General features: G+C 68.3%; 21 protein-coding genes. 14 read left to right on the top strand and 7 right to left on the bottom strand.

Annotated features, from left to right (window positions below; translation table 11 throughout):
• Positions 1 to 29 precede the first annotated feature (29 nt).
• Together ACZ3HV_RS19450 and ACZ3HV_RS19445 are read left to right on the top strand one after the other, a co-directional pair.
• Entirely contained in the window at positions 30 to 1,301 is a 1,272-nt protein-coding gene (locus ACZ3HV_RS19450; protein ID WP_465686153.1) for an MFS transporter, read from the top strand.
• A gap of 33 nt (positions 1,302 to 1,334) precedes the next feature.
• Complete coding sequence (locus ACZ3HV_RS19445; protein ID WP_465686151.1) at positions 1,335 to 2,099, top strand: sulfite exporter TauE/SafE family protein; 765 nt, start codon at positions 1,335 to 1,337, stop codon at positions 2,097 to 2,099.
• Positions 2,100 to 2,116: 17 nt separating this feature from the next.
• Here the strand turns inward: ACZ3HV_RS19445 and ACZ3HV_RS19440 are convergent, their stop codons facing one another.
• The gene (locus ACZ3HV_RS19440) at positions 2,117 to 3,115 is read right to left on the bottom strand and encodes a YdcF family protein (protein ID WP_465686149.1); all 999 of its coding nucleotides are present in this window, start codon (positions 3,113 to 3,115) and stop codon (positions 2,117 to 2,119) included.
• Between the two features lie 37 nt (positions 3,116 to 3,152).
• Positions 3,153 to 4,151: a hypothetical protein gene (locus ACZ3HV_RS19435; protein ID WP_465686147.1), complete on the bottom strand. Its 999-nt coding sequence runs from the start codon at positions 4,149 to 4,151 to the stop codon at positions 3,153 to 3,155.
• Between the two features lie 95 nt (positions 4,152 to 4,246).
• On the opposite strand from ACZ3HV_RS19435, the gene ACZ3HV_RS19430 reads away from it, so the two are divergent.
• Positions 4,247 to 5,479, top strand: a complete 1,233-nt coding sequence (locus tag ACZ3HV_RS19430) for a D-arabinono-1,4-lactone oxidase (protein WP_465686145.1) — start codon at positions 4,247 to 4,249, stop codon at positions 5,477 to 5,479.
• Here the strand turns inward: ACZ3HV_RS19430 and ACZ3HV_RS19425 are convergent.
• Together ACZ3HV_RS19425 and ACZ3HV_RS19420 are read right to left on the bottom strand one after the other, a co-directional pair.
• Positions 5,472 to 6,194 carry a cache domain-containing protein gene (locus ACZ3HV_RS19425; RefSeq protein WP_465686143.1) on the bottom strand — a complete coding sequence of 241 codons (723 nt, stop codon included), beginning with the start codon at positions 6,192 to 6,194 and terminating at the stop codon, positions 5,472 to 5,474. The two genes, ACZ3HV_RS19430 and ACZ3HV_RS19425, sit on opposite strands and share 8 nt — an antisense overlap.
• Positions 6,191 to 6,937 (bottom strand): FadR/GntR family transcriptional regulator, encoded by a 747-nt coding sequence (locus ACZ3HV_RS19420; RefSeq protein ID WP_465686141.1) that lies wholly within the window; start codon positions 6,935 to 6,937, stop codon positions 6,191 to 6,193. Before ACZ3HV_RS19420 ends, ACZ3HV_RS19425 begins: the two co-directional genes overlap by 4 nt.
• Before the next feature lie 131 nt (positions 6,938 to 7,068).
• Between ACZ3HV_RS19420 and ACZ3HV_RS19415 the strand changes: the two genes are divergently transcribed.
• The 7 genes from ACZ3HV_RS19415 to ACZ3HV_RS19385 all read left to right on the top strand — a co-directional run bounded on the left by ACZ3HV_RS19415 (position 7,069) and on the right by ACZ3HV_RS19385 (position 14,636).
• Entirely contained in the window at positions 7,069 to 8,505 is a 1,437-nt protein-coding gene (locus ACZ3HV_RS19415; RefSeq protein WP_465686139.1) for an aminobutyraldehyde dehydrogenase, read from the top strand.
• Positions 8,502 to 9,578: an ABC transporter ATP-binding protein gene (locus ACZ3HV_RS19410; RefSeq protein ID WP_465686137.1), complete on the top strand. Its 1,077-nt coding sequence runs from the start codon at positions 8,502 to 8,504 to the stop codon at positions 9,576 to 9,578. Before ACZ3HV_RS19415 ends, ACZ3HV_RS19410 begins: the two co-directional genes overlap by 4 nt.
• Positions 9,579 to 9,652: 74 nt before the next feature.
• The gene (locus tag ACZ3HV_RS19405) at positions 9,653 to 10,864 is read left to right on the top strand and encodes an ABC transporter substrate-binding protein (protein ID WP_465686135.1); all 1,212 of its coding nucleotides are present in this window, start codon (positions 9,653 to 9,655) and stop codon (positions 10,862 to 10,864) included.
• A gap of 53 nt (positions 10,865 to 10,917) precedes the next feature.
• Positions 10,918 to 11,709, top strand: coding sequence for an ABC transporter permease (locus ACZ3HV_RS19400; RefSeq protein ID WP_465686133.1), 792 nt, complete (start codon positions 10,918 to 10,920; stop codon positions 11,707 to 11,709).
• Entirely contained in the window at positions 11,709 to 12,518 is an 810-nt protein-coding gene (locus ACZ3HV_RS19395) for an ABC transporter permease (RefSeq protein WP_465686131.1), read from the top strand. The genes ACZ3HV_RS19400 and ACZ3HV_RS19395 overlap by 1 nt, the downstream gene beginning before the upstream one ends.
• Complete coding sequence (gene gabT, locus ACZ3HV_RS19390; RefSeq protein ID WP_465686129.1) at positions 12,515 to 13,828, top strand: 4-aminobutyrate--2-oxoglutarate transaminase; 1,314 nt, start codon at positions 12,515 to 12,517, stop codon at positions 13,826 to 13,828. The genes ACZ3HV_RS19395 and gabT overlap by 4 nt, the downstream gene beginning before the upstream one ends.
• A gap of 79 nt (positions 13,829 to 13,907) precedes the next feature.
• The gene (locus ACZ3HV_RS19385) at positions 13,908 to 14,636 is read left to right on the top strand and encodes a hypothetical protein (protein ID WP_465686127.1); all 729 of its coding nucleotides are present in this window, start codon (positions 13,908 to 13,910) and stop codon (positions 14,634 to 14,636) included.
• 23 nt (positions 14,637 to 14,659) lie between these two features.
• Here the strand turns inward: ACZ3HV_RS19385 and ACZ3HV_RS19380 are convergent, their stop codons facing one another.
• Together ACZ3HV_RS19380 and ACZ3HV_RS19375 are read right to left on the bottom strand one after the other, a co-directional pair.
• Positions 14,660 to 15,196, bottom strand: a complete 537-nt coding sequence (locus tag ACZ3HV_RS19380; protein WP_465686125.1) for a MarR family winged helix-turn-helix transcriptional regulator — start codon at positions 15,194 to 15,196, stop codon at positions 14,660 to 14,662.
• On the bottom strand, positions 15,193 to 16,482 hold the full coding sequence (locus ACZ3HV_RS19375) for a nicotinate phosphoribosyltransferase (RefSeq protein ID WP_465686327.1): 1,290 nt from the start codon (positions 16,480 to 16,482) through the stop codon (positions 15,193 to 15,195). Before ACZ3HV_RS19375 ends, ACZ3HV_RS19380 begins: the two co-directional genes overlap by 4 nt.
• 106 nt (positions 16,483 to 16,588) lie before the next feature.
• Here ACZ3HV_RS19375 and clpS point away from each other — a divergent pair, with 106 nt between their 5' ends.
• The 3 genes from clpS to ileS are packed head-to-tail and all read left to right on the top strand — an operon-like array spanning position 16,589 to position 20,547.
• Entirely contained in the window at positions 16,589 to 16,876 is a 288-nt protein-coding gene (gene clpS, locus ACZ3HV_RS19370) for an ATP-dependent Clp protease adapter ClpS (protein ID WP_360358926.1), read from the top strand.
• Positions 16,873 to 17,427, top strand: coding sequence for a DUF2017 domain-containing protein (locus ACZ3HV_RS19365; RefSeq protein ID WP_465686123.1), 555 nt, complete (start codon positions 16,873 to 16,875; stop codon positions 17,425 to 17,427). Before clpS ends, ACZ3HV_RS19365 begins: the two co-directional genes overlap by 4 nt.
• Entirely contained in the window at positions 17,428 to 20,547 is a 3,120-nt protein-coding gene (ileS, locus tag ACZ3HV_RS19360; RefSeq protein ID WP_465686121.1) for an isoleucine--tRNA ligase, read from the top strand.
• Between the two features lie 284 nt (positions 20,548 to 20,831).
• On the opposite strand, the gene ACZ3HV_RS19355 is transcribed toward ileS, so the two are convergent.
• Complete coding sequence (locus ACZ3HV_RS19355; RefSeq protein ID WP_465686119.1) at positions 20,832 to 21,746, bottom strand: aminoglycoside phosphotransferase family protein; 915 nt, start codon at positions 21,744 to 21,746, stop codon at positions 20,832 to 20,834.
• A 221-nt stretch (positions 21,747 to 21,967) separates the two neighbouring features.
• Here ACZ3HV_RS19355 and ACZ3HV_RS19350 point away from each other — a divergent pair, with 221 nt between their 5' ends.
• The gene (locus ACZ3HV_RS19350; protein ID WP_465686117.1) at positions 21,968 to 23,788 is read left to right on the top strand and encodes an HNH endonuclease signature motif containing protein; all 1,821 of its coding nucleotides are present in this window, start codon (positions 21,968 to 21,970) and stop codon (positions 23,786 to 23,788) included.
• Positions 23,789 to 23,804: the final 16 nt, after the last annotated feature.

Genomic DNA, 23,804 nt, shown 5'->3' with positions numbered 1-23,804 from the left:
AGGACCTCTTCGTGCCGCTGTCTTCTCGCGTGCCCAGTTTGTGGGCCGATCGTGACTTCCTCCGGCTCTGGCTCGGCCAGAGCGCATCGCAACTGGCGTCGTTCGCCAACCAGGTTACGCTGCCACTGGTCGCGGTGACCGCGCTCGGGGCGGGCGCCGCGCAACTCGGCGTACTCCGAGCCCTGCAGCAGCTCCCGATCCTGATCTTCTCGCTGTTCGTCGGAGTGCTGGTCGATCGTTGGCGGACCCGCACCATGATGGTGTACGCCGATCTCGGCCGGGCGCTCGTGCTTGCGACGATCCCGCTCGGCTGGGTGCTCGGCCTGCCGTTCCTGTACGTCGTGGGGTTCCTGGTCGGTGTCTTCACGGTCTGCTTCGACGTTGCCTACATGGCCTGCCTGCCGCGGCTGGTCGCTCGCGATCAGCTTGCCCAGGGCAACAGCATGCTGGAGACCACCCGGTCGGCCGCGCAGATCTGCGGCCCGGCGCTCGGCGGCGCGCTCGTCTCGCTGCTGACCGCCCCGGTTGCCGTCCTCGCGAGCGCGGCGTTCTACCTGGTGTCCGCGGTGTCGGTCGGCCGCGTCCAGCGCCTCGGCCTGCCTGCTGAGCCCGAACCAACCGACTCACCGGCCTCGCCGCAGGGCGTGCCGACGGACTTGCCGCCGAGCTCGCCGGCGGGTCTGCGTCGGCAGTTGAGTGATGGGGTGCGGATCGTGGTTCGGGACGGGGCGCTGCGGGCGATCGCGACGGCGACGTGTGTCTACCAGTTCTCCTTCACTGCGCTGACCACCGTCTACCTGCTCTTCCTGACGCGCACGCTGGACCTGCCGGGTGCGGTCGTCGGCCTGGTGCTGGCGGCCTTCGGGCCGGGCGTGCTGATCGGGTCGCTCCTGTCCGGCCGGCTGCCCAGACGGTTCGGCTACGGGCGAGTACTGGTGTTCGCCGCCCTCATCTCCGACGTCGTGATGCTCTCCACGTCCCTGCTGGACGGCGCGGGCTCGGCGACCATCGCCGCGTTGATCGCCATCAACGTCCTGTACGGGCTCTTCAGTCAATGCGTCGACATCGCGGTCACGTCCGTCCGGCAGGCGATCACGCCGCTCGCGATCCAGGGACGCGTCGTTGCCACGATCAACTTCCTCGGCCTGGGGCTGACGCCGGTCGGTGCCCTGCTCGGCGGCGCGGTGGCGAGCGCCTTCGGCATCCGTGTGGCGCTCGTCACCGCCACCGCGGGTCTGTTCCTGTCCCCGCTGTGCCTGAGCCTGTCCCCGCTGGCTCGCGTCGGTCGCAGCCTGGGATAATCACTCACAGATGACACTCATAGTGAGGGACGCGTGACGGGGCCGGAGCAACTGGCCGTCGTTGCCGCTGGGCTGGGCGCGGGCCTGCTCACCTCGACCGTTGGCGTCGCGTCGCTGATCAGCTTTCCGGCGTTGATCGCGCTCGGGATCCCGCCGGTCGTCGCCAACGCGTCGAACACGATCGGGCTGCTGCCGGGTGCGTTGAGCGGCTCGTTCGGCTACCGCCGCGAGCTTCGCGAGGTGTCCCGGCCGACCACAATCGTGGTCGTGCTGACCTGTGCGATCGGCGCGATCGGTGGTGCGGCGCTGCTGCTGACCCTACCGCCGGGCGTGTTCGCGGCCGCGGCGCCCTGGCTCATCCTCTTCACCTGCCTGATCGTCGGCGTGCAGCCGTGGGTCTCGCGCTGGCTGCGCTCGCGGCACGAGCAGCCGCACGGGACGCGGATGACGATGACGCCGGCGACGACCTTCTTCGCCGGGTTGACCGGGGTGTACGGCGGGTACTTCGGCGCGGGTGCCGGCGTGATGATGATGGCGGTGCTCGGGCTCGGCCTCGATCTGGAGCTCCGGGTCGTCAACGCGCTCAAGACGCTGGCCCTGCTCGCCGCGAACCTCGTCGCGAGCGTGATCTTCATCTTCATCGCGGATCTCGACCTGACCGCGGCCGGTCTGCTGGCCGTCGGCTCGGTGGTCGGTGGATACGTCGGTGCCCACATCGGGCGTCGGCTGCCCGCGACGTTGCTGCGCGTCCTGATCGTGCTGGCCGGCGTCACCGCCGCCGTACTCATGCTGCGCTAGACGTGCTGAAGGCTGCGCTAGACGTGCTGAAAGATGGCGCCCACCGTGATCAGCAGGCAGATGCCGCCGTTCAGGTATTTGTGGGTGAACAGGATCGCGACGAACTCACGGATCGTTGCCGTCGGCCAGTAGTAGGCCGCGGTCGGGGAGCCGACCACCTGGCCGTCGACCTTGGCCCGCCGGGCGGTGAGCGCGGCCCGGAAGGCGTGGAAGTTGTTCGTCACGATGAGGCAGCGGTACTTCGGCTGCCGCGCGACCGTCAGCTCCCGGCTGAAGGTCAGGTTCTCCCACGTGCTCGTCGACTTGTCCTCGCGCAGCACCCGGTTCTCCGGCACGCCCCGCTCGATCAGGTACGACGCCATCGCGTGCGACTCGGGGATGTCCTCGTCGGGGCCTTGACCGCCGGACGTGATGATCAGCGGTGACCGGCCCCGGCGGATCGCCCGGTCGTACACCTGCTTGGCGCGGTCCAGCCGGCTGGCGAGCAGCGGCGGGACCCGCGAACCGCGCAGCCCGGAGCCGAGCACGATGACGAAGTCGACCTTCCGGGACGAGCGGACCCGGCTGTAGACGAAGGCGTAGGCGAGGAAGCAGACGAACAGGAACGAGATGTAGGTCAGTACGCCGATCAGCGCCGTCCGCACCGCCGCGAGCGGCTCCCAGCCGATCTTCTGCACTGCCACGCCGAAGATGACGAGCCCGATGATCCCGAGCCCGGCCGCCAGCGACAGCAGGTTGCGCGGCCGCCGTCCCTCGCGGCGCAGCATGGTGACCCCGTTGACCACCAGGAACACCGCGAGGACGGCGATCGCCACCGGGATCGCGACCAGGATCGCGACCACCAGCAGCCGGGCCGCGGTCTCGTTGACGGACTCGAGCCCGAAGATCACTCCGAGCCCGGCGAACATCAGCGTCAGAACGAGGAAGACGGCGTTCTTGAACAGCCGCCGATCCCGCCAGAAGCTGATGGCGAAGACGAGGAACCAGAACCCGGCAATTCCGAACGAGATGAGCATCGGGCGCCATCAAACCATCTGATGGCGCCCGATCGGCTCACACCAGGCTGGTCAGTGACGAGATCGATGCCTTGTGCAGCCGGGTGATGACGTTCTTGGTCTTCGGGTCCGAGCGGTACTTGTACGAGCCCGACTCGAACACCAGGTACGCCTTGCCGCCGAAGTCGGTCATCCCCTCGGACATGCTCGGCGCCCGGAAGCAGGTCAGCTTCGCCTTGTCCAGATCCGGCTGTCCACGGCGGACGACGTACAGGTTGCTCAGCTTGTCCCGGCCGTAGGACGTGCTGAAGATGAAGTGCGACTTGGTGACCAGCAGGCCCTGGGTCTTGGTCGGGATCTCCCACGCCTTGTTGATCGTGGTCAGCGAGCCGTCGGCCTTGATCTTGTACTCGTACATCTTGCCGCGGCCCTTGTCGTTGAACTTGCCGGACCACAGGGAGTCCCCGTAGCTGGTCAGGAACGACGCGGCGTAGACCTTGCGCTCGGAACCGGTCGCCTTGACGTACGGCGTACCCGGCTTCTTCATCGCGGCGGCGAGCGTGGACAGCTTGTACTTGCGGATGCCGTTGGTGCTGCCCTGGACGAAGGCCCAGCCGTAGGCGGTGGTGATACCGCCGCCGTGCGTCTCGGCGATCGCGACGTCGCCGACGACCTTGTTGGTGGCCGGGTCGATGCCGACGATGATCGAGTTCCTGCCGGTGTGGTACATCGTCACCAGCAGCAGGTTCTTCGAGCCCGACCAGTTCCACCAGGTACCGATGCCCTGCGGGATGTACGAGCCCAGCCGCGGCAGCGCGGCGCTGTTGCTGAACCGGCTGTCGTACTTATTGGAAGCCGACGGCCCGTCGTAGAAGTGCGAACCACCGGCCTTGGTGTCACAACTGATGGCACGCGTGGCCGCGGTAGCGGTAGTGGTGGCGGCTGTGGCCGGCTGCGACGGACCCTTGACCGCGACGGTGATCGCGGTGCCGGTGGCCAGGACACCCGCCAGACCAAGGGCGATGACAACCCGGCGGCGGGACAGTGTGGGGCGCAACTTAGTTCCTCTCCAATGGGTAAGACCGTCAACCTCCCACCATCGAGGATGTGCGAGAGTCGTGCCGGGACCGGCGCGCGAGGAAGGTGCACTCCATGACAAATGTCACGAACTGGGCGGGTAACGTCAGCTTCTCCAGCGCACTCGAAAGGCCGCGCTCCGTCGCGGAAGTGCAGGAGCTCGTGGCCGGCAGCGAGAAAGTCCGCGTGCTGGGCACCGGGCACTCGTTCAACCGGATCGCGGACAGCGCGGGTGTGCTGGTCAGCGTGGCCGATCTGCCGCAGGTGATCGAGGTCGGCGAGCGCGGGGTGACCGTGTCGGCCGGTTTGCGGTACGGCGAGGTCACGGCGGCTCTGCAGGCCCAAGGACTCGCGTTGCACAACCTCGGATCGTTGCCGCACATCTCGGTGGCCGGAGCGTGCTCGACCGGAACGCACGGGTCCGGTGACACCAACGGACCGCTCGCGGACGCCGTGAACGCGATCACGTTCGTGGATGCGCGCGGCGAGCTCGTCACGCTCACCCGCGACGACGCGGACTTCGCCGGCTCGGTGATCTCGCTCGGCGCGCTCGGCGTGACCGTGAGCCTGACGCTCGACGTGCAGCCGTCGTACCAGGTCAGCCAGGTCGTGTACGACGGCCTGCCGGTGGAGCGGCTCAGCACGGACTTCGCCGACGTGATGGGGAGCGCGTACAGCGTCAGCGCGTTCACCGACTGGGTCGACCCGGACGTGATGGTGTGGCGCAAGCAGCGCGGCCACCAACCGATCGAGCCCACCTGGCTCGGCGCAACGGTTGCCGACGGCCCCCGTCACCCGATCAAGTCGATGCCGGCCGACTACGCCACGCAGCAAGGCGGCCTGCCTGGCCCGTGGAACGAGCGTCTGCCGCACTTCCGGCTCGAGTTCACCCCGAGCAACGGTGACGAGTTGCAGTCGGAGTACTTCGTCCCCCGCGAGCGCGCGGCCGAGGCGTTCGACGTACTACGGACCCTCGGCAACCAGTTCGCGCCGGTCATCCAGGTCTCCGAGGTGCGGACGATCGCCGCCGACGACCTCTGGCTGAGCCCGAGCCAAGGCCGCGACACCGTCGCCCTGCACTTCACCTGGATCCAGGACGAAGCCGCGGTCCGGCCGGTCGTCGCCACTCTCGAGGCGGCGCTCGCCCCGCTGGACGTCCGGCCGCACTGGGGCAAGGTGTTCGCCGCCGACGCCGCGACGCTCCGCGAGCGCTACCCCAAGGTGCCCGACTTCATCGCGCTCGCCGCGAAGTACGACCCCGCCGGCAAGTTCCGCAACCCCTACCTGGACACGTACCTACCTAGCTGAGGTCGACCAGCGACAAGGGCAAATCGTCGATCGGGTACGACGGGGACGGCGACCGGAGCAGTGTCCCGCTGACATGGCGGGCGCTGTTGCTGAGCACGACCCGGCCCTGATCGTTGACGATGGCAACGGTACGGCGGGTCGCCCGCAGGCACGGCAGCACGGCCTTCTCGAAGGTGAACACCCGGACGTCCGCACCGGCCACGCCGACGAACCGTTCCCCGGCCAGGACCGGCACGGTGAAAGTCAGTGTGTAGTCGTCGGTGCAGAGATAGTCGACGTACGGCCCGGTGATGTGCCGCCGCCCGGTCGTGCGAGGTACGTCGTACCAGGGCAGGGACTCGTAGTCGTAGAAGTTCTCCCCGCGCGGATCGGTGTCGACCAGGAGACGCTCGGCCGAGCCGTTGCTGAGCATGAACCACTCGAGCCACCAGCGGGAGTCGGCCAGCGCGTCGACGGCGGCGACGAACCCGGCGCCCTGGATCCGGCCGTCCGGATCGGTCAGCGCGGGGTGGACGACGGTGGCGACACCGGTCAGGTCGCCGCGGCGCACACCGTCCTGCCCGGCGAACACCTCGCTGACCTGATTCGCGACTCGCTCCGCCAGACCGAACGCTTCCCCGACCACCGACTCGACCAGTTCGAGAACGGCTTCGAGACCTGCGTCCAACGTCAAGGCAGCGCCCGCAAACGATGTCAACTCAGCATCCGTGCTCATGGGACCTCCAAAGCCAGTCTGAGGTCGATCAGGCGTGCCGTCGAGTCAGCCACGCGTTCTTCGGCGGCAGCGCGGGCGGCATCGCCGTCGGTGCGGTCGATCGCCGCGACGATGTCCCGGCAGCTCTGCACAGTCCCGCGGTGGCTCTCGTCATCTCCGAACGCAAGCCACAGCAACGTGCCTACCTCCGCCTGCAGACTCACCTCGGCCCGGTAGAGCCGGGTGGACTGCGCGGTCGCGGCCACCTCGATGTGGAACTGGGCGTCGGCCCGGCGGCGACCGCCGAGACCCTTGGCGAGCTCGAGGCTGTCGCAGACCGCGGTGAGCCGTTGTACGTCGTCCGGTGTGGCCCGCTCGGCCGCGAGCCGGGCCGCCGTACCGGCGATGGCGCTGTAGTGGTCGCCGAGATCGCGGAGTTGCGCGAGGCTCAGCTCCTCCAGCCGGTCGCGGACGATCGCGGTCGACATCTCCCCCTGCGCGCGGACGAAGCTGCCACCGCCGCGACCTCGCCGGGTGTGGATCAGGCCGCGCAATCGCAACGAGGACAGCGCTTCGCGGATCGTCGTAGTGGAGACGCCGAAGATGCCGGCGAGGTCGGCCTCGCCGGGGAGTTGCTCGGAGTCCGGGATCAGGCCGAGCGCGATCGCGTCGGTCAGCCGGCGCGCCACCAGTTCCGAGCGGCTCAGCGGCTCGAGCGGTGCGAACACCGCCGCCGCGCCACTGCCGTAGAACCGCAGCGCCATCCCGACTCACTCTCTCCTCGGTCCCCGGCCACAACAACTCCGGAACATTCTCACCGATCGCTTGAACTTTAACATCTGTTTTCATATGTTTACGGCCACACGGTGTCCGTCCCCCACTTCGGGAGTGAGCGATGCGAACAGTCCGGAACCTGATCAACGGCACCCCGCGCGACGCGCTCAGCGGCGCCACCAGCGAGCTGATCGATCCGGCTACCGGCAAGGTCTTCGGTACGGCGCCGTTGTCCGGCGACGAGGATGTGGACGCGGCGTACGAGGCCGCGACCGCCGCCGCACCTGGCTGGGGCGGTGCGACGCCGGCCGAACGGCAGCGGGCACTGCTCCGGTTCGCCGACCTCGTCGAGGCCCGGGCGGATGATCTCGTCGCCGCCGAATCGCAGAACACCGGCAAGCCGCTGGAGCTGACCAAGACCGAGGAGCTCACGGTCATGGTCGACCAGATGCGCTTCTTCGCCGGTGCGGCGCGGTTGCTCGAAGGAAAGTCGGCCGGTGAGTACATGGCCGGCCACACGTCCTGGATCCGCCGCGAACCGATCGGGGTCGTCGGTCAGGTGACGCCGTGGAACTATCCGATGATGATGGCGGTCTGGAAGTTCGGTCCGGCCCTTGCCGCCGGCAACACCGTCGTACTGAAGCCCGCCGAGACCACTCCGGTGTCCACGGCGATGCTCGCGGAGATCGCGGCCGAGGTGCTGCCGCCTGGCGTCTTCAACGTCGTCTGTGGTGACCGCGCGACCGGACAGGCCGTGGTCGCGCACCCGGCGCCCGGCCTGGTCAGCATCACCGGCTCGACGCGGGCCGGCTCCGAAGTCGCGAGTACGGCGGCTCTCGACCTGAAGCGCACGCACCTCGAACTGGGCGGCAAGGCACCGGCGGTCGTCTTCGCCGACGCGGACCTCGCGGCCGCGGCCGAAGCCATCGGGGTCGGCGGCTACTTCAACGCCGGCCAGGACTGTACGGCGGCCTGCCGGGTGATCGTCGACGCGAGCGTCCACGACGAGTTCGTCCAGACGCTGGTGGAGTGGGCTCGCGCGAACGCACGACCGGGGCTCGCCGACGACACCGACGCGCTGTACGGACCGTTGAACAGCAGCCTGCAACTCGACCGCGTCCGCGGCTTCCTCGCCCGGATGCCCGAGCACGGGTCGATCGTCCTCGGTGGTGAGCGATCCGGCGGAACCCTTGCCGACGGCTACTTCCTGGACGCGACCGTCGTCACCGGACTCCGGCAGGACGACGAGATGATCCAGGACGAGGTGTTCGGGCCGGTCATCACCGTGCAGTCGTTCGCCGATGAGGACGAGGCCCTCCGGATGGCCAACGGCGTGCGCTACGGCCTGGCGTCGAGCGTGTTCACCGCCGACCACTCGCGGGCGCTGCGGATGTCCAAGGCCCTCGACTTCGGGTGCGTCTGGATCAACACGCACATCCCGCTGGTGGCCGAGATGCCGCACGGTGGCTTCAAGCACTCCGGTCACGGCAAGGACCTGTCGTTGTACGGCGTCGAGGACTACACGCGGGTCAAGCATGTGATGTCGGCGATCGGATGAGGACGTTGGCAACCGACGAGCAGGTCGAGGCCGTGGCGACCGATGCCACGGCCGTCAGCCTGCGTGGGTTGCGGAAGACGTTCGGCGACGTCACGGCGGTCGACGGCATCGATCTCGACCTGGCAGAGGGCGAGTTCTTCTCGATGCTGGGCCCGTCCGGTTCCGGCAAGACCACGGTGCTGCGGATGATCGCCGGCTTCGAGGTGCCCACGGCCGGCCGGATCCTGCTCGGCGGCGTCGACGTCACCGACCAGGCGCCGTACGCGCGGGATGTGAACACGGTCTTCCAGGACTACGCGCTGTTCCCGCACATGAATGTGCTGCAGAACGTCGAGTACGGGCTGCGGGTGAAGGGTGTCGACCGGCGGAGCCGCCGTGCCAGGGCCGTCGAAGCGCTCGGGACGGTCCGGCTGGAGGGGTACGGCGACCGCCGGCCGAGCCAGTTGTCCGGTGGCCAACGGCAACGAGTCGCGCTGGCCAGGGCCCTGGTGAACCGGCCCAAGGTGCTGCTGCTCGACGAGCCGCTCGGTGCGCTCGATCTGAAGCTCCGGCGGGAGATGCAGATCGAGTTGAAGACGATGCAGCGCGATGTCGGGATCACCTTCGTGTTCGTCACCCACGACCAGGAAGAGGCGCTGACGATGAGCGACCGGATCGCCGTGTTCAACGGCGGCCGGATCGAGCAGCTGGCCGCGCCGGCCGAGCTGTACGAGCACCCGGCGAGCGCGTTCGTCGCCGGGTTCGTCGGCACGTCCAACCTGCTCGAGGGGGAGGTCGCGGCCGCGATCCTCGGGACGGCCGGGCTCTACACGGTGCGCCCGGAGAAGATCCAGCTGCACCCGCGCGGCGCGGCCGCCGAACCGGAGCTGTGTACGGCGACCGGGGTGGTCCGTGAGGTGGTGTACCTGGGCTCGGCCACCCAGTCCGTGGTCGACCTGGACGCCGGTGGATCGCTCATCGTCCTGCAGCAGAACCTGCACGGCTCGGTGCAGGACAAGCTCGAACTTCGGGGTGCCCAGGTCCGGCTCACCTGGCTCCGCGAACACACCGTCGCGATCGGCGGTCAGCCATAGCAAGCTCCGCCGTCCCTCCCTTCCTGCTTCCCTTCCTTCCTTTCAACTCCCGCCCCGAAACCAAGGAGGTTTCCGTGAAGAAACTCAGTGTGGCGGCGAGTGTGGCAGTGCTCGCGCTGCTCGCGACCGCATGTGGCACGTCCGGCGGCGATTCCGGGGACTCCGGCGACGCAGCGGCCGGGACCAGTGGGTTCACCCCACCGGACCTGAAGAAGCTCGAGACGCTCGGCACCGGGGAAGGCAAGCTCAGCGTGCTGGCCTGGCCCGGGTACGCCGAGGACGGCTCGAACGACCCGAAGGTCGACTGGGTGACGCCGTTCGAGAAGCAGACCGGCTGTCAGGTGACGGTGAAGACGTTCGGCACCTCCGACGAGGCTGTCACGCTGATGAAGACCGGGCAGTACGACGTGGTGTCGGCCTCCGGCGACGCGTCGCTGCGCCTGATCGCGGCCGGGAACGTCGAGCCGGTGAACACCGACCTGATCCCGAACTACGCCGACATCTACCCGTTCCTGAAGAACCGCCCGTGGAACTCGGTGAAGGACCAGATGTACGGCGTACCGCACGGGTACGGCGCCAACCTGCTGATGTGGCGGACCGACAAGGTGACACCGGCCCCGACGTCGTGGGGCGCGGTCTTCGACGCCAACTCGCCGTACAAGGGCGCGGTCACGGCGTACGACTCGCCGATCTACATCGCCGACGCCGCGATGTACCTGATGGCGACCAAGCCGGACCTCGGCATCAAGAACCCGTACGCGCTGGACGACAAGCAGTTCCAGGCCACGGTCGACCTGCTCAAGACGCAGAAGACGCTCGTGTCGGAGTACTGGTCCGACTACCTCAAGGAGGTCCAGGCGTTCACCAGCGGCAACTCGGTGATCGGCACCACCTGGCAGGTGATCGCGAATGTGGCGACCGGCGAGAAGGTACCGGTGCAGGTGACCGTGCCGACCGAGGGCGTGACCGGCTGGTCCGACACCTGGATGGTCAGCGCGACGTCGAAGAACAAGAACTGCGCGTACCTGTGGATGAACCACATCATCAGCCCCGAGGCGAACGCGGCCGTGGCCGAATACTTCGGTGAGTCGCCCGCGAACGGCAAGGCCTGCGCGAAGACGGCCGACAAGAACCACTGCGCGACGTTCCACGCGGGCGACGCGGCGTACGCCGAGAAGATCTGGTACTGGACCACACCGATCGAGCAGTGCCTCGACGGCCGCACCGACGTCAAGTGCACCGACTACAGCAAGTGGACCCAAGCCTGGACCCAGATCAAGGGATGAGCACTCTGCACCGTCACCCCAAGGCTCGGTTGGGGCTTTTGCTGGGGCCACCGATGTTGTGGCTTGGGGTTGCGTATCTGGGGGCGTTGGCGGCGTTGTTCGTCACCGCCCTCTGGACGCAGAACGGGTTCACCGGGCAGATCGAGCGGGTGTGGACGCTGGACAGCTTCCGGACGCTGTTCACCGTCGACGTGTACCGGACGATCGCGCTGCGGACGGTCGCGGTCGCCGTGCTGGTGACCGTGATCGACGCGGTGGTCGCGTTGCCGATCGCGCTCTACATGGCGAAGGTGGCGGGGCCGGGATTGCGCCGGTTCCTGCTGGTGGCGGTGCTGATGCCGTTGTGGGCCAGTTATCTGGTCAAGGCGTACGCGTGGCGCGGGATGTTCTCCGAGGGCGGGCTGGTGTCGTCGGCGTTCGAGGCGGTCGGGCTGAAGTCTCCCGGGTACGGCCTGACGGCGACGATCGTGACGCTGGCGTACCTGTGGCTGCCGTACATGATCCTGCCGATCTACGCCGGCCTCGAACGGCTGCCGAACTCGCTGCTGGAGGCCTCGGCGGATCTGGGCGGGCGGACCTCCCAGACGCTGCGGCGGGTGGTCATGCCGATGATCGTCCCGGCCATGGTGGCGGGCTCGATCTTCACCTTCAGCCTGACGCTGGGTGACTACATCGCGGTCCGGATCGTCGGCGGCACCAACCAGTTGCTGGGCAACGTGGTGTACGACAACGTGGGTGCCGCCAACAACCTGCCGTTCGCGGCCGCGGTCGCCACGATCCCGGTCGTCGTGATGCTCGGCTACCTGGCCGCGGTACGCCGTACCGGAGCGATGGAGAGCCTGTGATGACGCTGTCCCGATCGACCCGGATCGTGCTGCGGGTGCTGACCGTGCTGATTCTCTGCTTCATCTATGTACCGCTGCTGCTGGTTCTGGTGAACTCGTTCAATGTGAACAAGACGTTCGCCTGGCCGCCGCGGGACTTCACCCTGGAGTGGTGGCGCCGGGCGGCCGACAGCCAGGGTGCGCTGGACGCGCTCTGGGTGAGCGTGCGGGTGGGACTGGCCGCGACCGTGATCGCGCTGGTGCTCGGCACGATGATCGCGTTCGCGCTGCAGCGGTTCAAGTTCTACGGCCGCGAGACGGTTTCGCTGCTGGTGATCCTGCCGATCGCACTGCCGGGCATCGTCACCGGGATCGCGCTGAACAACGCGTTCCGGACGCTCTTCGGGTGGGAACTCGGGTTCGCCACGATCGTGATCGCCCACGCGACGTTCTGCATCGTCACCGTGTTCAACAACGTGATCGCCCGGTTGCGGCGTACCGGCGTGCAGTTGGAGCAGGCGTCGGCGGATCTGGGGGCGTCGGGGTTCACGACGTTCCGGCTGGTGACGTTCCCGATGATCCGGTCGGCACTGCTGGCGGGGGCCTTGCTCGCGTTCGCGCTGTCGTTCGACGAGATCATCGTGACCACGTTCACCGCCGGCGCGAACCAGCAGACGCTGCCGATCTGGATCTTCAACAACCTGTTCCGGCCGAACCAGGCGCCGATCGTCAACGTGGTCGCGGCCGCGCTGATCGTGTTCTCGGTGATCCCGGTCTGGCTGGCACAAAAACTCTCGGGCGACGCGGAATCATTGGGAGCTGGACGATGACAGTCACGCAGGAACGGAAGCTGGTCACGGAGATTCCCGGACCGCGGTCCGTCGAACTGCTGGGGAGGGTGCGGCGCTCGGTCGCGCGCGGGGTCGGGATCACGCTGCCGGTCTTCGTCACCGAAGCCGGGGGCGGGATCGTGGTGGATGCCGATGGCAACCACTTGATCGATCTCGGGTCCGGCATCGCGGTGGTGAACGTCGGGAACGCGGCTCCGCGGGTGGTGAGCGCGGTGCAGGAGCAGGTGGCCCGCTTCACCCACACCTGCTTCATGGTCACGCCGTACGACGGTTACCTCGAGGTGTGCGAGGCGCTGAACCGGATCACGCCCGGCGATCACGAGAAGCGGTCGGTGCTGCTGAACTCCGGCGCCGAGGCGGTGGAGAACGCGGTGAAGATCGCCCGGGCGCACACTCACCGGGACGCGGTGGTGGTGTTCGACCACGGGTACCACGGGCGGACCAACCTGACCATGGCGATGACGGCGAAGAACATGCCGTACAAGGACGGTTTCGGCCCGTTCGCGCCAGAGGTCTATCGGGTGCCGACGTCGTACCCGTACCGGGACGGGCTGAGCGGGCCGGAGGCGGCGGCACGGTCGGTGGCGGCGATCGAGAAGTACGTCGGTGCGTCGAACGTGGCGTGTGTGGTGATCGAGCCGATTCACGGGGAGGGCGGCTTCGTCGTACCGGCTGACGGGTTCCTGCCCGCTGTTGCGGAGTGGTGCCGTTCCCAGGGGGTCGTGTTCGTCGCGGACGAGATCCAGACCGGGTTCGGGCGGACTGGTGAGCTGTTCGCGTGTACTCGCGAGGGCGTCGTACCGGACCTGATCACGCTCGCGAAGGGGATCGCGGGTGGGTTGCCGCTGGCCGCGGTCACCGGGCGGGCCGAGATCATGGACGCGCCGCACGTGAGTGGTCTCGGCGGGACGTACGGCGGGAACCCGGTGGCGTGCGCAGCCGCGCTGGCGGCGATCGAGACCATCGAGGCCGAGGACCTGCCGGCCCGGGCGCGGGAGATCGGCGACATCATGCTGCCCGCGCTACGCGACCTGGCCGCGCGGCACCCGGTGATCGGCGACGTCCGCGGCCGCGGGGCGATGATCGCGATCGAGCTGGTCGACGGGGCCGGCGAACCCGATCCGGTCGCAACCGGTGAGATCGCGAAGGCGTGCCACGCCGAGGGGATGGTCGTGCTGACCGCGGGGACCTACGGCAACGTGCTGCGGTTCCTGCCGCCGCTCGTCATGCCGCCGGACCTGCTGCGGGACGCGATGAGCCTGCTGGCGAAGGTCTTCGACGCCCGCTGACGCGCGCTGTTCGGCACGAGTGCCGCAAATCACTCCGGCGGCGGACATCACTGGCTCTGCCGAGTGGAATAGTCGAAACGTGGGGCTCCTCGACAAGACAGTCACGACGATATTCACTCTTCTGACCGGCGTTGCCCTGGTCGGTGTCGCTACCGACCTCGGCGCGGTGGTGGGGCCGGACAACTTCCGCGAAGTACACGCCTACGAGGCTGCGCCGCGCTGCCCTGCCGCTCCGGCCACACCGGCCGAATGCCGGTGGACGCAGGAGTTCACCGTGTCCGACATTCACGTCGTCCGGAGCTACCAGACGGGCGACCGCAACGCTGTCCTGACCAGCGCGTCCGGCGCCAGGTGGAATACGGGGTTCGACCAGAGCGGCCCCATCCTCGATCAACTCGACGAGGGCGACCGGGTGACCGGCACGATCTGGCGCGGCCGGCTGACCGAGATCACGGCCGACGGGGACCGCCAGGAGACCGGACGCGCTCCGGCCGACGGGAACGGGCCTGACATCCTGGCGCTGGTCCTGGCCTCCAGCGGCCTGCTCGTGATCGTCACCTGCGCCTGGCGGCTGCGACGCCGCCGCGCGACCCCGGCCATGGAAGCCACCCTCGGCCTGAGCATCGGACTGCTCTTCGTAGGTCTCTTCTCCGCGATCGTGCTCTTTGCCCTCACCGATGTCCTGCCGCAGAGCTTGGCCTACAACTTCTGGCTGTTCGCGGCCATCTTTGGCGTCGGCGCTGCCTGGCTGACTGTCGTGGAACGCCGGGGCCTCAAGGCACCACGCACCCCGGGCATTCCGATCTAGGTGCACCTCCTGTCGCGTGCACCTCAGGGCTCGAGGCTGGTGGTGATGGTCCAGAGCAGGTTGCGGAGGAGGCGGCGGTCTTCGGGAGTGAGCTGGGCCAGGGCTCTGTGGCCGGCTCGGTCGTAGACCTCTTGGACGGTGTGGGCGAGCTCGATGCCGCGGTCGGTGAGTTCGATGGCGACCTGGCGGGCGTCGGTGCTGCTCTTGACGCGCCGGACGAGGCCGGCGGCTTCCATCCGTTGGGTGGTCTTGGTGGCTGTCGGGACCTCGACGTCGAGGACCTTCGCCAGCTTCGCGACCGGGAGTGAGCCGTGGTGGAGGAGCTTGGCCAGGACCAGTTCCTGACCGGTGTGCAGGCCGGTGCCGACCAGCTCCTCGCCCACGGCCTTGCGGGCCGCCCGGTCGGCGAACCGCAGCGCGATGAGTACGTCCGTCACCGAGGCAGGCGCATCCGCCGGCCACTCCTCCGCCTCCGCCTCCGGCCCGGCCGGGCTCGTGCCGACCTCCGGCTGGGCCGGCTCGGCGGCTCCCGCGGCGCTCGTGGTTTGCTCGGTGGTCACGTGTGGCTCCGGGGGAGGAACGGGTTGCGGGCGTCGTAGTCGCCGGTGTACTCGGTCGGGATGGCGGGCTCGCCGCGGCTCAGCTGGCTGGCGTAGCGGGGGAGCTCGTCGCGGACCTTCAGGTGATGCGCCTGCGACTCGGCGGGCGTCGTACGGCCGATGATCTTGCCCGCCTCGACCAGCGGCTTGAGCAGGACCCGGTCGTCACCGTCGTCGACCGGCTGCTCGCCGACCCCGATCAGCTCGACCTCGGCGACACCGGTGGCCGACCGGCGCCGCAGCGCCCACTTCCGGCCGCCGATGGAGATCTTGTCCGGGCTCTTCTTCGCCACCGGGACCAGGTTCCCGCTCGCGTCCTCCCGGGCGACCAGCTTGTACACGAAGCCACAGGTCGGGTACCCACTCCCGGTGACGAGCGACGTACCCACGCCGTACCCGTCGACCGGCGCCGGCGCCAGCGCGGCGATCTGGTACTCGTCCAGGTCGCTGGTCACGATGATCCGGGTCTTGGTGGCGCCGAGCGTGTCCAGCTGCTCGCGGACCTGCCCGGCCAGCGACGGGAGGTCACCGGAGTCGAGCCGGACGGCGCCGAGCTCCGGGCCGGTGATCCCGATCGCGGTCCGGACCGCCTCGGCCACGTCGTAGGTGTCCACCAGCAGCGTCGTCCGCTTGCCGAGGGCATCGACCTGGGACGTGAACGCCTCCCGCTCGGTGTCGTGCAGCAGTGTGAACGAGTGCGCCGCAGTCCCCGCGCTCGGGATGCCGTACCGGCTGGCCGCCTCCAGGTTGGAGGTGGTCGCGAACCCCGCGATGTACGCCGCCAGCGCCGAGGCGACCGCGGCCTCCTCGTGGGTCCGGCGCGAGCCCATCTCGATACAGGGCCGCCCACCGGCCCACCAGGTCATCCGCGACGCGGCCGAGGCGACCGCGGAGTCGTGGTTCAGAATGCTCAGGAAGACGGTTTCCAGCAGCACCGCCTCGGCGAAACTCGACTCCACCACCAGCACCGGGGAGCCGGGGAAGAAGATCTCTCCGTCGGCGTAGCCGGAGATGTCGCCGGTGAACCGGTAGTCGGCCAGCCAGTCCCGGGTAGCCTGGTCGACGACGCCGTGATCGGCCAGGAAGGCGATCACCCGCTCGTCGAAGCGAAACCGCTCGAGCGCGTCGAGCAGCCGGTTCACCCCGGCGACCACGCCGTACCGCCGGCCGTCCGGCAGCCGGCGGGCGAACAGCTCGAAGACCGAGCGGCGCTGCGCCGTGCCGTCGGCCAGGCTGGCCTGCAGCATGGTGAGCTCGTAATGGTCGGTCAGGAGCGCGGTCGACTCACTCGCCGTGTTGGTCACAAGGGCAGCCTATTGCGAACACCGAACCGATGATGGAGAGAATGGACAGGTGAGCACCGCACCGAGCGAACTCGAGAGCGCCGAGGTCGACGAGGCCATCGAGCTGAGTCCACCCTGGGTGACGATCGTCTGGAACGACCCGGTCAACCTGATGGACTACGTCACGTTCGTGTTCCAGACCTACTTCGGCTACTCGAAGCACAAGGCGGAGAAGCTCATGCTGCAGGTGCACCAGGACGGCAAGTCCGCGGTGTCGAACGGTAACCGCGAGTCGATGGAACGTGACGTCGAGGCGATGCACACCTACGGCCTGTGGGCCACCTGCGAGAAGTCGTGACCCGGTTCCGCAAGCGCCGCAAGATCGTGATCGTCAGTTTCGCCGAGCACGAGGCGGACATCCTGGCGAACCTGCTCCGCAACCTGGTCGAACTCCTGTACGACGGGATGCCGCCGCGCGCGGCTGAGTCCTCCGACCCGCTCGCGGCCCTGCTGATCGACACCGACGGACCCACCTCGCCGCCGGAGGACGTCGTACTCCAGCGGTTGCTGCCGGACGCGTACAAGTCCGACGACCAGGCATCGGCCGAGTTCCGCCGCTTCACCGAGCGCGGCTTGCGCGAGGGCAAGGTCAGCGACGCGCGGCGGGTGCTGTCGGCCCTGGAGGAATCCGGCGCCGACGAGATCGCCCTCGAACCCGACGAGCAACTCTCCTGGCTCCGCGCCCTGAACGACCTCCGCCTGGCCATCGGCACCCGCCTGGACATCAAAGAAGAAGACGACTACGCCACCTGGGAAAAACTCCCCGACGACGACCCCCGCCGCCTGACGTACGACCTCTACGACTGGCTCGGCTACCTCCAGTCAGCACTCCTGCATAACATGCGGTGAGTGAGCTATCCGAAGACTGGTGCGCGACTTACTGCTAGTGCTGACTTTCCGGGTATTGAGCGGGAGGTGTTGGAGTACTGGGAGGACGACGGGACGTTCCGGGCTTCGGTGGAGGGGCGGGCGGCGGGGGAGGACGGGGCTAACGAGTTCGTCTTCTATGACGGGCCGCCGTTCGCCAACGGGTTGCCGCACTACGGGCATCTGCTGACGGGGTACGTGAAGGACGTCGTACCGCGGTACCAGACCATGCGCGGGCGGCGGGTCGAGCGGCGGTTCGGGTGGGACACGCACGGGTTGCCGGCCGAGCTGGAGGCTCAGCGGGTGCTCGGGCTGAAGACCAAGGCCGAGATCCTCGCGCTCGGGATCGAGAAGTTCAACGAGGCCTGCCGGGCGTCGGTGCTGAAGTACACCGGTGAGTGGCGCAGTTACGTCACGCGGCAGGCGCGGTGGGTCGACTTCGACCACGATTACAAAACGCTCGATCCCGGTTACATGGAGTCGGTGATCTGGGCGTTCAAGACGCTCTATGACAAGGGCCTGGTGTACGAGGGCCTGCGGGTGCTGCCGTACTGCTGGAACGACGAGACCCCGCTGTCCAACCACGAGCTGCGGATGGACGACGACGTCTACCAGCCGCGCCAGGACCCGTCGGTAACGATCGCGGTCCAGCTGGAGACCGGTGAGCGACTGCTGGCGTGGACGACGACACCGTGGACCCTGCCGAGCAACCTCGCGATGGCCGTCGGCCCGGATGTCGACTACGTGGTGGTGAACGACGCCGAAGGCCGTCCGACGATCCTGGCCGAGGCGCGGCTCGCGGCGTACGCCGATGCGCACGGCGACTCGGCCGGCCTCGGGGACGAGGTGCTCCGCCGGCTGAAGGGTTCCGAGCTGATCGGGCTGCGCTACACCCCGCTGTTCGGCTTCTTCGCTGACACCGAGCGGTGGGGGACCCAGAACGCGTTCCAGGTGATCGCGGCCGAGCACGTCACCACCGACGAGGGCACGGGCGTCGTTCATCTGGCCCCGGCGTACGGCGAGGAGGACCAGATCGCCTGTGATGCCGTCGGGATCCCCACGCTGCTGACCGTCGATGACGGAGCGCACTTCACTGGTGTGGTTCCGCCGTACCAGGGTCTGCACGTGTTCGAGGCGAACCGGCCGATCATCCGGGATCTGCGGGCGGCCGGTTCTCTGGTGCGCGAGGACAGCTACGTGCACAGCTACCCGCACTGCTGGCGGTGCCGCAATCCGCTGATCTACAAGGCGGTGTCGAGCTGGTTCGTCGAGGTGACCCGGATCCGGGACCGGATGGTCGAGCTGAACGAGCAGATCACCTGGGTGCCCGAGCACGTCAAGCACGGGCAGTTCGGCAAGTGGCTGTCGAACGCGCGGGACTGGTCGATCAGCCGGAACCGGTTCTGGGGCAGTCCGCTCCCGGTCTGGCGGTCCGACGACCCGGTGTACCCGCGGACCGACGTCTACGGGTCGATCGAGGAGCTCGAGCGGGACTTCGGCGTACCGGTCCCGGACCTGCACCGCCCGTACGTCGACGACCTCACGCGACCGAATCCGGACGACCCGACCGGACAGTCGACGATGCGGCGGGTGCCCGACGTACTGGACGTGTGGTTCGACTCGGGGTCGATGAGTTTCGCGCAGGTGCACTACCCGTTCGAGAACACCGACTGGTTCGAGCACCACTTCCCGGGTGACTTCATCGTCGAGTACATCGGGCAGACGCGAGGCTGGTTCTACACCTTGCACGTGTTGTCGACGGCGTTGTTCGACCGGCCCGCGTTCTCGTCCTGCCTGAGCCACGGGATCGTGCTCGGCAACGACGGGCAGAAGATGAGCAAGTCGCTGCGGAACTACCCGGATGTGTCCGAGGTGTTCGACCGCGACGGCGCGGACGCGATGCGCTGGTTCCTGATGTCGAGCCCGATCCTGCGCGGCGGGAACCTGGTCGTCACCGAGGACGCCATCCGCGACGGCGTCCGGCAGGTGCTGATCCCGCTATGGAACGCGTGGTACTTCTTCGCCTTGTACGCGAACGCCGCCGGCGCCTCGGGATCCTGGTCGACGGAATCGCCGGATCAGCTGGATCGGTACCTGCTCGCGCGGCTGCGGATCTTCGTCGGCGACGTGCAGGCCAAGCTCGACCGGTATGGCGTGGCGTCGGCCTGTGACGCCGTGGGCGATTACCTCGAGGTGCTGACGAACTGGTACATCCGCCGCTCCCGAGAGCGGTTCTGGGCCGGCGATCAGGTGGCGATCAACACGCTCTACACCGCGCTGGAGGTGGTCTGCCGGGCCGCGGCCCCGCTGCTTCCGCTGGTCTCCGAACAGGTATGGCGCGGGCTGACCGGTGAGCGGTCGGTCCATTTGTCCGATTGGCCGATTGTTGACAATCTGCCGGACGATCCCGAGTTGGTCGCGCGGATGGACCGGGTCCGGGAGGTGTGCTCGGTCGCTTCCTCGATCCGGAAGGCCGAGGGCATCCGTGGCCGGCAGCCCCTGCGGTCGCTGACCGTGGCAACCACCGCAGCGGCCGACCTGGAGCCGCTGGTGTCGATCATCGCGGCCGAGGTGAACGTCAGAGAGGTCGTACTGACCTCGGCGGACGCGGTGGATGCACCGGTGTCGCAGCGGCTGACCGTGAACGCCCGGGCGGCGGGACCGCGGTTGGGGCGGGACGTCCAGACGGTGATCAAGGCGTCGAAGAGCGGCGACTGGTCGGTGTCGCCGGCCGGCGTGGTGGTTGCCGGGGGCATCGAGTTGCTCCCGGAGGAATACACGCTCGAAACCACGTTGGCCGAAGGCGGTTCCGCGAGCGGCCTCCTGCCTGGTGGCGGCTTCGTCGTACTGGACACGACGATCACGCCCGAGCTGGAGGCGGAGGGGACCGCTCGCGACGTGATCCGGGCAGTGCAGCAGGCGCGGCGGGACGCTGGTCTGGAGGTGACCGATCGAGTGCGGCTGTGGCTGACCGCCGACGCCGAAACGGTGCGGGCGGTCGAGGCGCATCGCGAACTGATCGCGGCAGAGACGCTGGCCGTCGAGGTCGCGTTCACTGTCGCCTCGGGAACCGACCTGGTGGTGAGCGTGGAGAAGGCCTGAGCTGCGATACAGGCGTTGATATCGACTGGTGTGATGTCTCAGGACATGGGTGACAGTTCTGTATCAAGACATCGGTGACGGTTGGTGTGTCAGGACATCGGTGACGTTTCAGCCGGTCTTGGGCGCTGTCCGGGAGGTCGGCCGTTGCCGCGGTAAGTCACGCCGAGCGCCGGTTTGGTGTGCTCGATGAGCTTGGTCAGGCTCACGCGGCTGACCCCGCTGGTGGAACGTCTGTCGGGCTGTGAGATACGGGAGTTGGCGCGGCGATCGCCAGCTCAGAGACCTCATTGAGGAGCTGCGAGCACCTCGCCGATGACGTGCCGCGCATCGTTCGCCAGCGCCGGGTTGGTGTCCTTGTGATGCGCCGACACGATCAGGGCCTGTGACAGCACGCGCCCGCGTCCGCGGAGCCACGTCGCGTCGTCCACGTCCAGCGCCGCACGGAACTCGTCGCGGACGCTCGCGGGCAGCAGGTACCACACGGGGAACAGGTCGCACGCCGGATCGCCGACACCGCACGTCTCGAAGTCGAGCACCGCGGTCAGCCGGCCCTCCGCCGACACGAGCACGTTGCCCGGCGTCAGGTCCGAGTGCACCCACACCTCGCGCCCGTCGTACGGCGCCGCGACCGACTCCTCCCACGACGCCAGCGCCGCGCGAGTGTCGATCAGGGCATCCAGCTCGCCGATCGCCTTCCGCGTCGAGGAGTCCATCGAGATCATCGGAGCGCGCGTCCGGCGCTCGCCCGGATACGCCGGCGGCCGGTCCGGCAGGTCGATCCGCCGGAACGCGTCGACGAACGCCGCGAGGTCCGTCGCCAGCCGGCGTGGGTCGGCGAGCGCGTCGGGGGCGGGGTGCGTACCGCTGAGCCAGCGGTGGACGGACCACTCGCCCGGGAACGCGTCGGTGGGTGAGCCGATCGCCTCGACAGAAGGGATGGCCACAGGCAGGAACGGCGCGAGTGCCGCGAGTTTCGCCTGCTCCCGTCGGACTAGGTCGTTGATCGAGGGCCGGAGCGGCAGCCGTACCGACAGGTCGGAACCGAGGCGGTAGATCGCGTTCACCAGTCCACCGGAGTCGACCGGCTCCAGCGGCAACGCGGCCCACTGCGGGAACTGAGCGGCCACCAGCTCGCGGACGAGCGGCGTGTCGATGTCGGCCTGATCGGCGTAGACCTTGCGGGGACTCACGAGCCCCATCGGAACGGCCGGCCCGTCCGCTGTCAACCCGGTTTCGGATCGAGTCGGTCAACAGCAGGCAGGCCAGGCAGGCCGGACGGGCTGGGGAAGTGTCACCACCAACATCGCCCGAACTGTCACCGATGTCTTGATGCAGAACTGTCACCGATGTCCTGCGACATGACAGTCGATATCGACTGGTCGATTTTGAATCAATCGAACAAGTGTTCGAATATGAGCACATGAGAGAGGTGTCAGTCATTCCGCCGGGCGGCGACCACAAGGTCACCGCCGTGCCGGCCGTGCGCGGCCGTACAGACGCGCCCGGCCGCGCGGCGACCGCTCTTCTCTCCAGGCCCGACGATGCCCCCGCCTGGCAGGTCTCGCCGCCCGAGGATCTCCCGATGCCGGCCGACGCTTACATCCCCGAGGATCCTGACGATCCAGAGGGCCCGAGGCTTGTCAGTGAGCAGGACCAGTGGGATGCCGAGCTGGATGCGGTGCTGGGCCGGAGTCGGTTCTCGCGTGTGGATGCGGTGGAGTGGGAGTTGTGGGACGGGGTCGATCAGGACGAGGCGGAGCGTGAGTTGTTGCGCCGCGAGGCCCCGGCATGGGTGTTCCTGCCGCCCGGCGGTCAGTTGGCGACCGAGTTGGAGGGGACCCGGCCGCAAGCGATGTCGCCGATGGCGTTGATCGAGCTGATGAAGGCCGCCACCAAGCTGTCCGGATGGGCCGAGTCGATCAAGGCTGCCGCAATGGCTTCGCTCTACCGTCAGGGCCAGGCCGAGCATCGCGAGTCGCCGCGCCCCACTCAGCTGGATTCGAAGGGTCGTCCGATCGACCCGGAACGTTCCTGGTACGGCGAGATGGCGCTCGCGCTCGGCCTGTCTCCGGACACGGTCGGTCGCCGCGTCGACACCGCGCTACGACTTACCTCCACCCTGTCGGCCACACACACCGCGCTGAGGTGTGGCGCACTGACCTGGGGCAAGGCCTTGGCCATCTCCGAAGCTACGAGCGACCTGTCCAGCGACGCGGCCCAAGCGGTCGAGGCGCACGTGCTGAAGCGCGCAGGTTCGCAGACCCATAAGAACCTGCTCGAGTGTCTGCGCCGGCAGGTCGCCAAACACACCACCCGCGAGGCCGCCGGCAGACATCGCTCCGCAGCCACCGAGCGCACCTGCAAGATCGTCCCGCTGGCCGAGGGCATGGCCGGACTGTGGATCGTCCACACCGCCGACAAGATCCAGCAGATGTGGGTCACGATCCAAGCCATCGCCAACCTCGCCAAAAGAGAAGGCGTCACCTCGAGCGAATCGGCCCTCACCCCGGTCACGGCCCTCGCCCCCGTCACGGCCACCACCCCAACTGCGGCCACCACCCCCGTCACGGCCGCTACCCCCGCTACGGCGGCCGCTACGCGATCAGTCCTTGGCACCGCGGACACAAGACCAACGTCGGACGCGCCGACTGACGCCCAGAGCGCGGCTCTGGTCAAGGATGACCGGACTGCCGAGCAACGCCGCGCCGACGTGACGGCGGACCTGTTCGAACACATCGTGCACAACGGACTCGACTGGCTCGGCCGCAGACTCCCCGACCAGCACCGACGGCGACCCCACATCGAAGTCGTCGTCCCCGCCTCCACCCTGCTCGGGCTGGACGATGACCCCGCCGAGCTCACCGGCTATGGCCCCATCCCCGCTGACATGGCACGTCGTATCGCCCGCGACGGCACGTGGCGGCGGCTGTTGACCGATCCGGTGAACGGCGCCGTCCTGGAAGCGTCCACCACCCGCCACGACCCCGGCGCCCTGGTGAGCGAGACCTTGCTCGCCCGGTATCCGGTCTGCGCCTGGCCCGGTTGCAACCGGACCTCCCGGGACTGCGACCGAGACCACACCACCCCGTTCGCCCGAACCGGGACGACCAGCCTGACCGGCCTGGCGCCTTACTGCGAATATCACCATGTCATCAAAGACACGGCTGGCTGGGGCTGGAGCACGATCAGTCATCCCGACGGCTCCATCACGTTGACCACGCCCACGGGGCATCATTCTTAGTAGTAACGTCGTTGTC

This window comes from Kribbella sp. NPDC020701 (assembly GCF_055562215.1).
The sequence above is the reverse complement of the archived record's forward strand: the minus strand, read 5'-3'. Positions and strand labels throughout refer to the sequence as shown.

Excerpts from the sequence above, each read along its gene's own strand:
- ACZ3HV_RS19420 (WP_465686141.1), bottom strand. The coding sequence starts at position 6,937 with ATGGCGCTGCGGTTCTACGGCAGTGGCGCGGCGGCGGTGTTCGCACCG.
- ACZ3HV_RS19430 (WP_465686145.1), top strand. The coding sequence starts at position 4,247 with ATGACAAATGTCACGAACTGGGCGGGTAACGTCAGCTTCTCCAGCGCA.
- ACZ3HV_RS19410 (WP_465686137.1), top strand. The coding sequence starts at position 8,502 with ATGAGGACGTTGGCAACCGACGAGCAGGTCGAGGCCGTGGCGACCGAT.
- ACZ3HV_RS19425 (WP_465686143.1), bottom strand. The coding sequence starts at position 6,194 with ATGAGCACGGATGCTGAGTTGACATCGTTTGCGGGCGCTGCCTTGACG.
- ACZ3HV_RS19355 (WP_465686119.1), bottom strand. The coding sequence starts at position 21,746 with ATGGGGCTCGTGAGTCCCCGCAAGGTCTACGCCGATCAGGCCGACATC.
- ACZ3HV_RS19400 (WP_465686133.1), top strand. The coding sequence starts at position 10,918 with ATGTTGTGGCTTGGGGTTGCGTATCTGGGGGCGTTGGCGGCGTTGTTC.
- ACZ3HV_RS19375 (WP_465686327.1), bottom strand. The coding sequence starts at position 16,482 with ATGCTGCAGGCCAGCCTGGCCGACGGCACGGCGCAGCGCCGCTCGGTC.
- ACZ3HV_RS19395 (WP_465686131.1), top strand. The coding sequence starts at position 11,709 with ATGACGCTGTCCCGATCGACCCGGATCGTGCTGCGGGTGCTGACCGTG.
- ACZ3HV_RS19440 (WP_465686149.1), bottom strand. The coding sequence starts at position 3,115 with ATGCTCATCTCGTTCGGAATTGCCGGGTTCTGGTTCCTCGTCTTCGCC.
- ACZ3HV_RS19350 (WP_465686117.1), top strand. The coding sequence starts at position 21,968 with ATGAGAGAGGTGTCAGTCATTCCGCCGGGCGGCGACCACAAGGTCACC.
- ACZ3HV_RS19415 (WP_465686139.1), top strand. The coding sequence starts at position 7,069 with ATGCGAACAGTCCGGAACCTGATCAACGGCACCCCGCGCGACGCGCTC.
- gabT (WP_465686129.1), top strand. The coding sequence starts at position 12,515 with ATGACAGTCACGCAGGAACGGAAGCTGGTCACGGAGATTCCCGGACCG.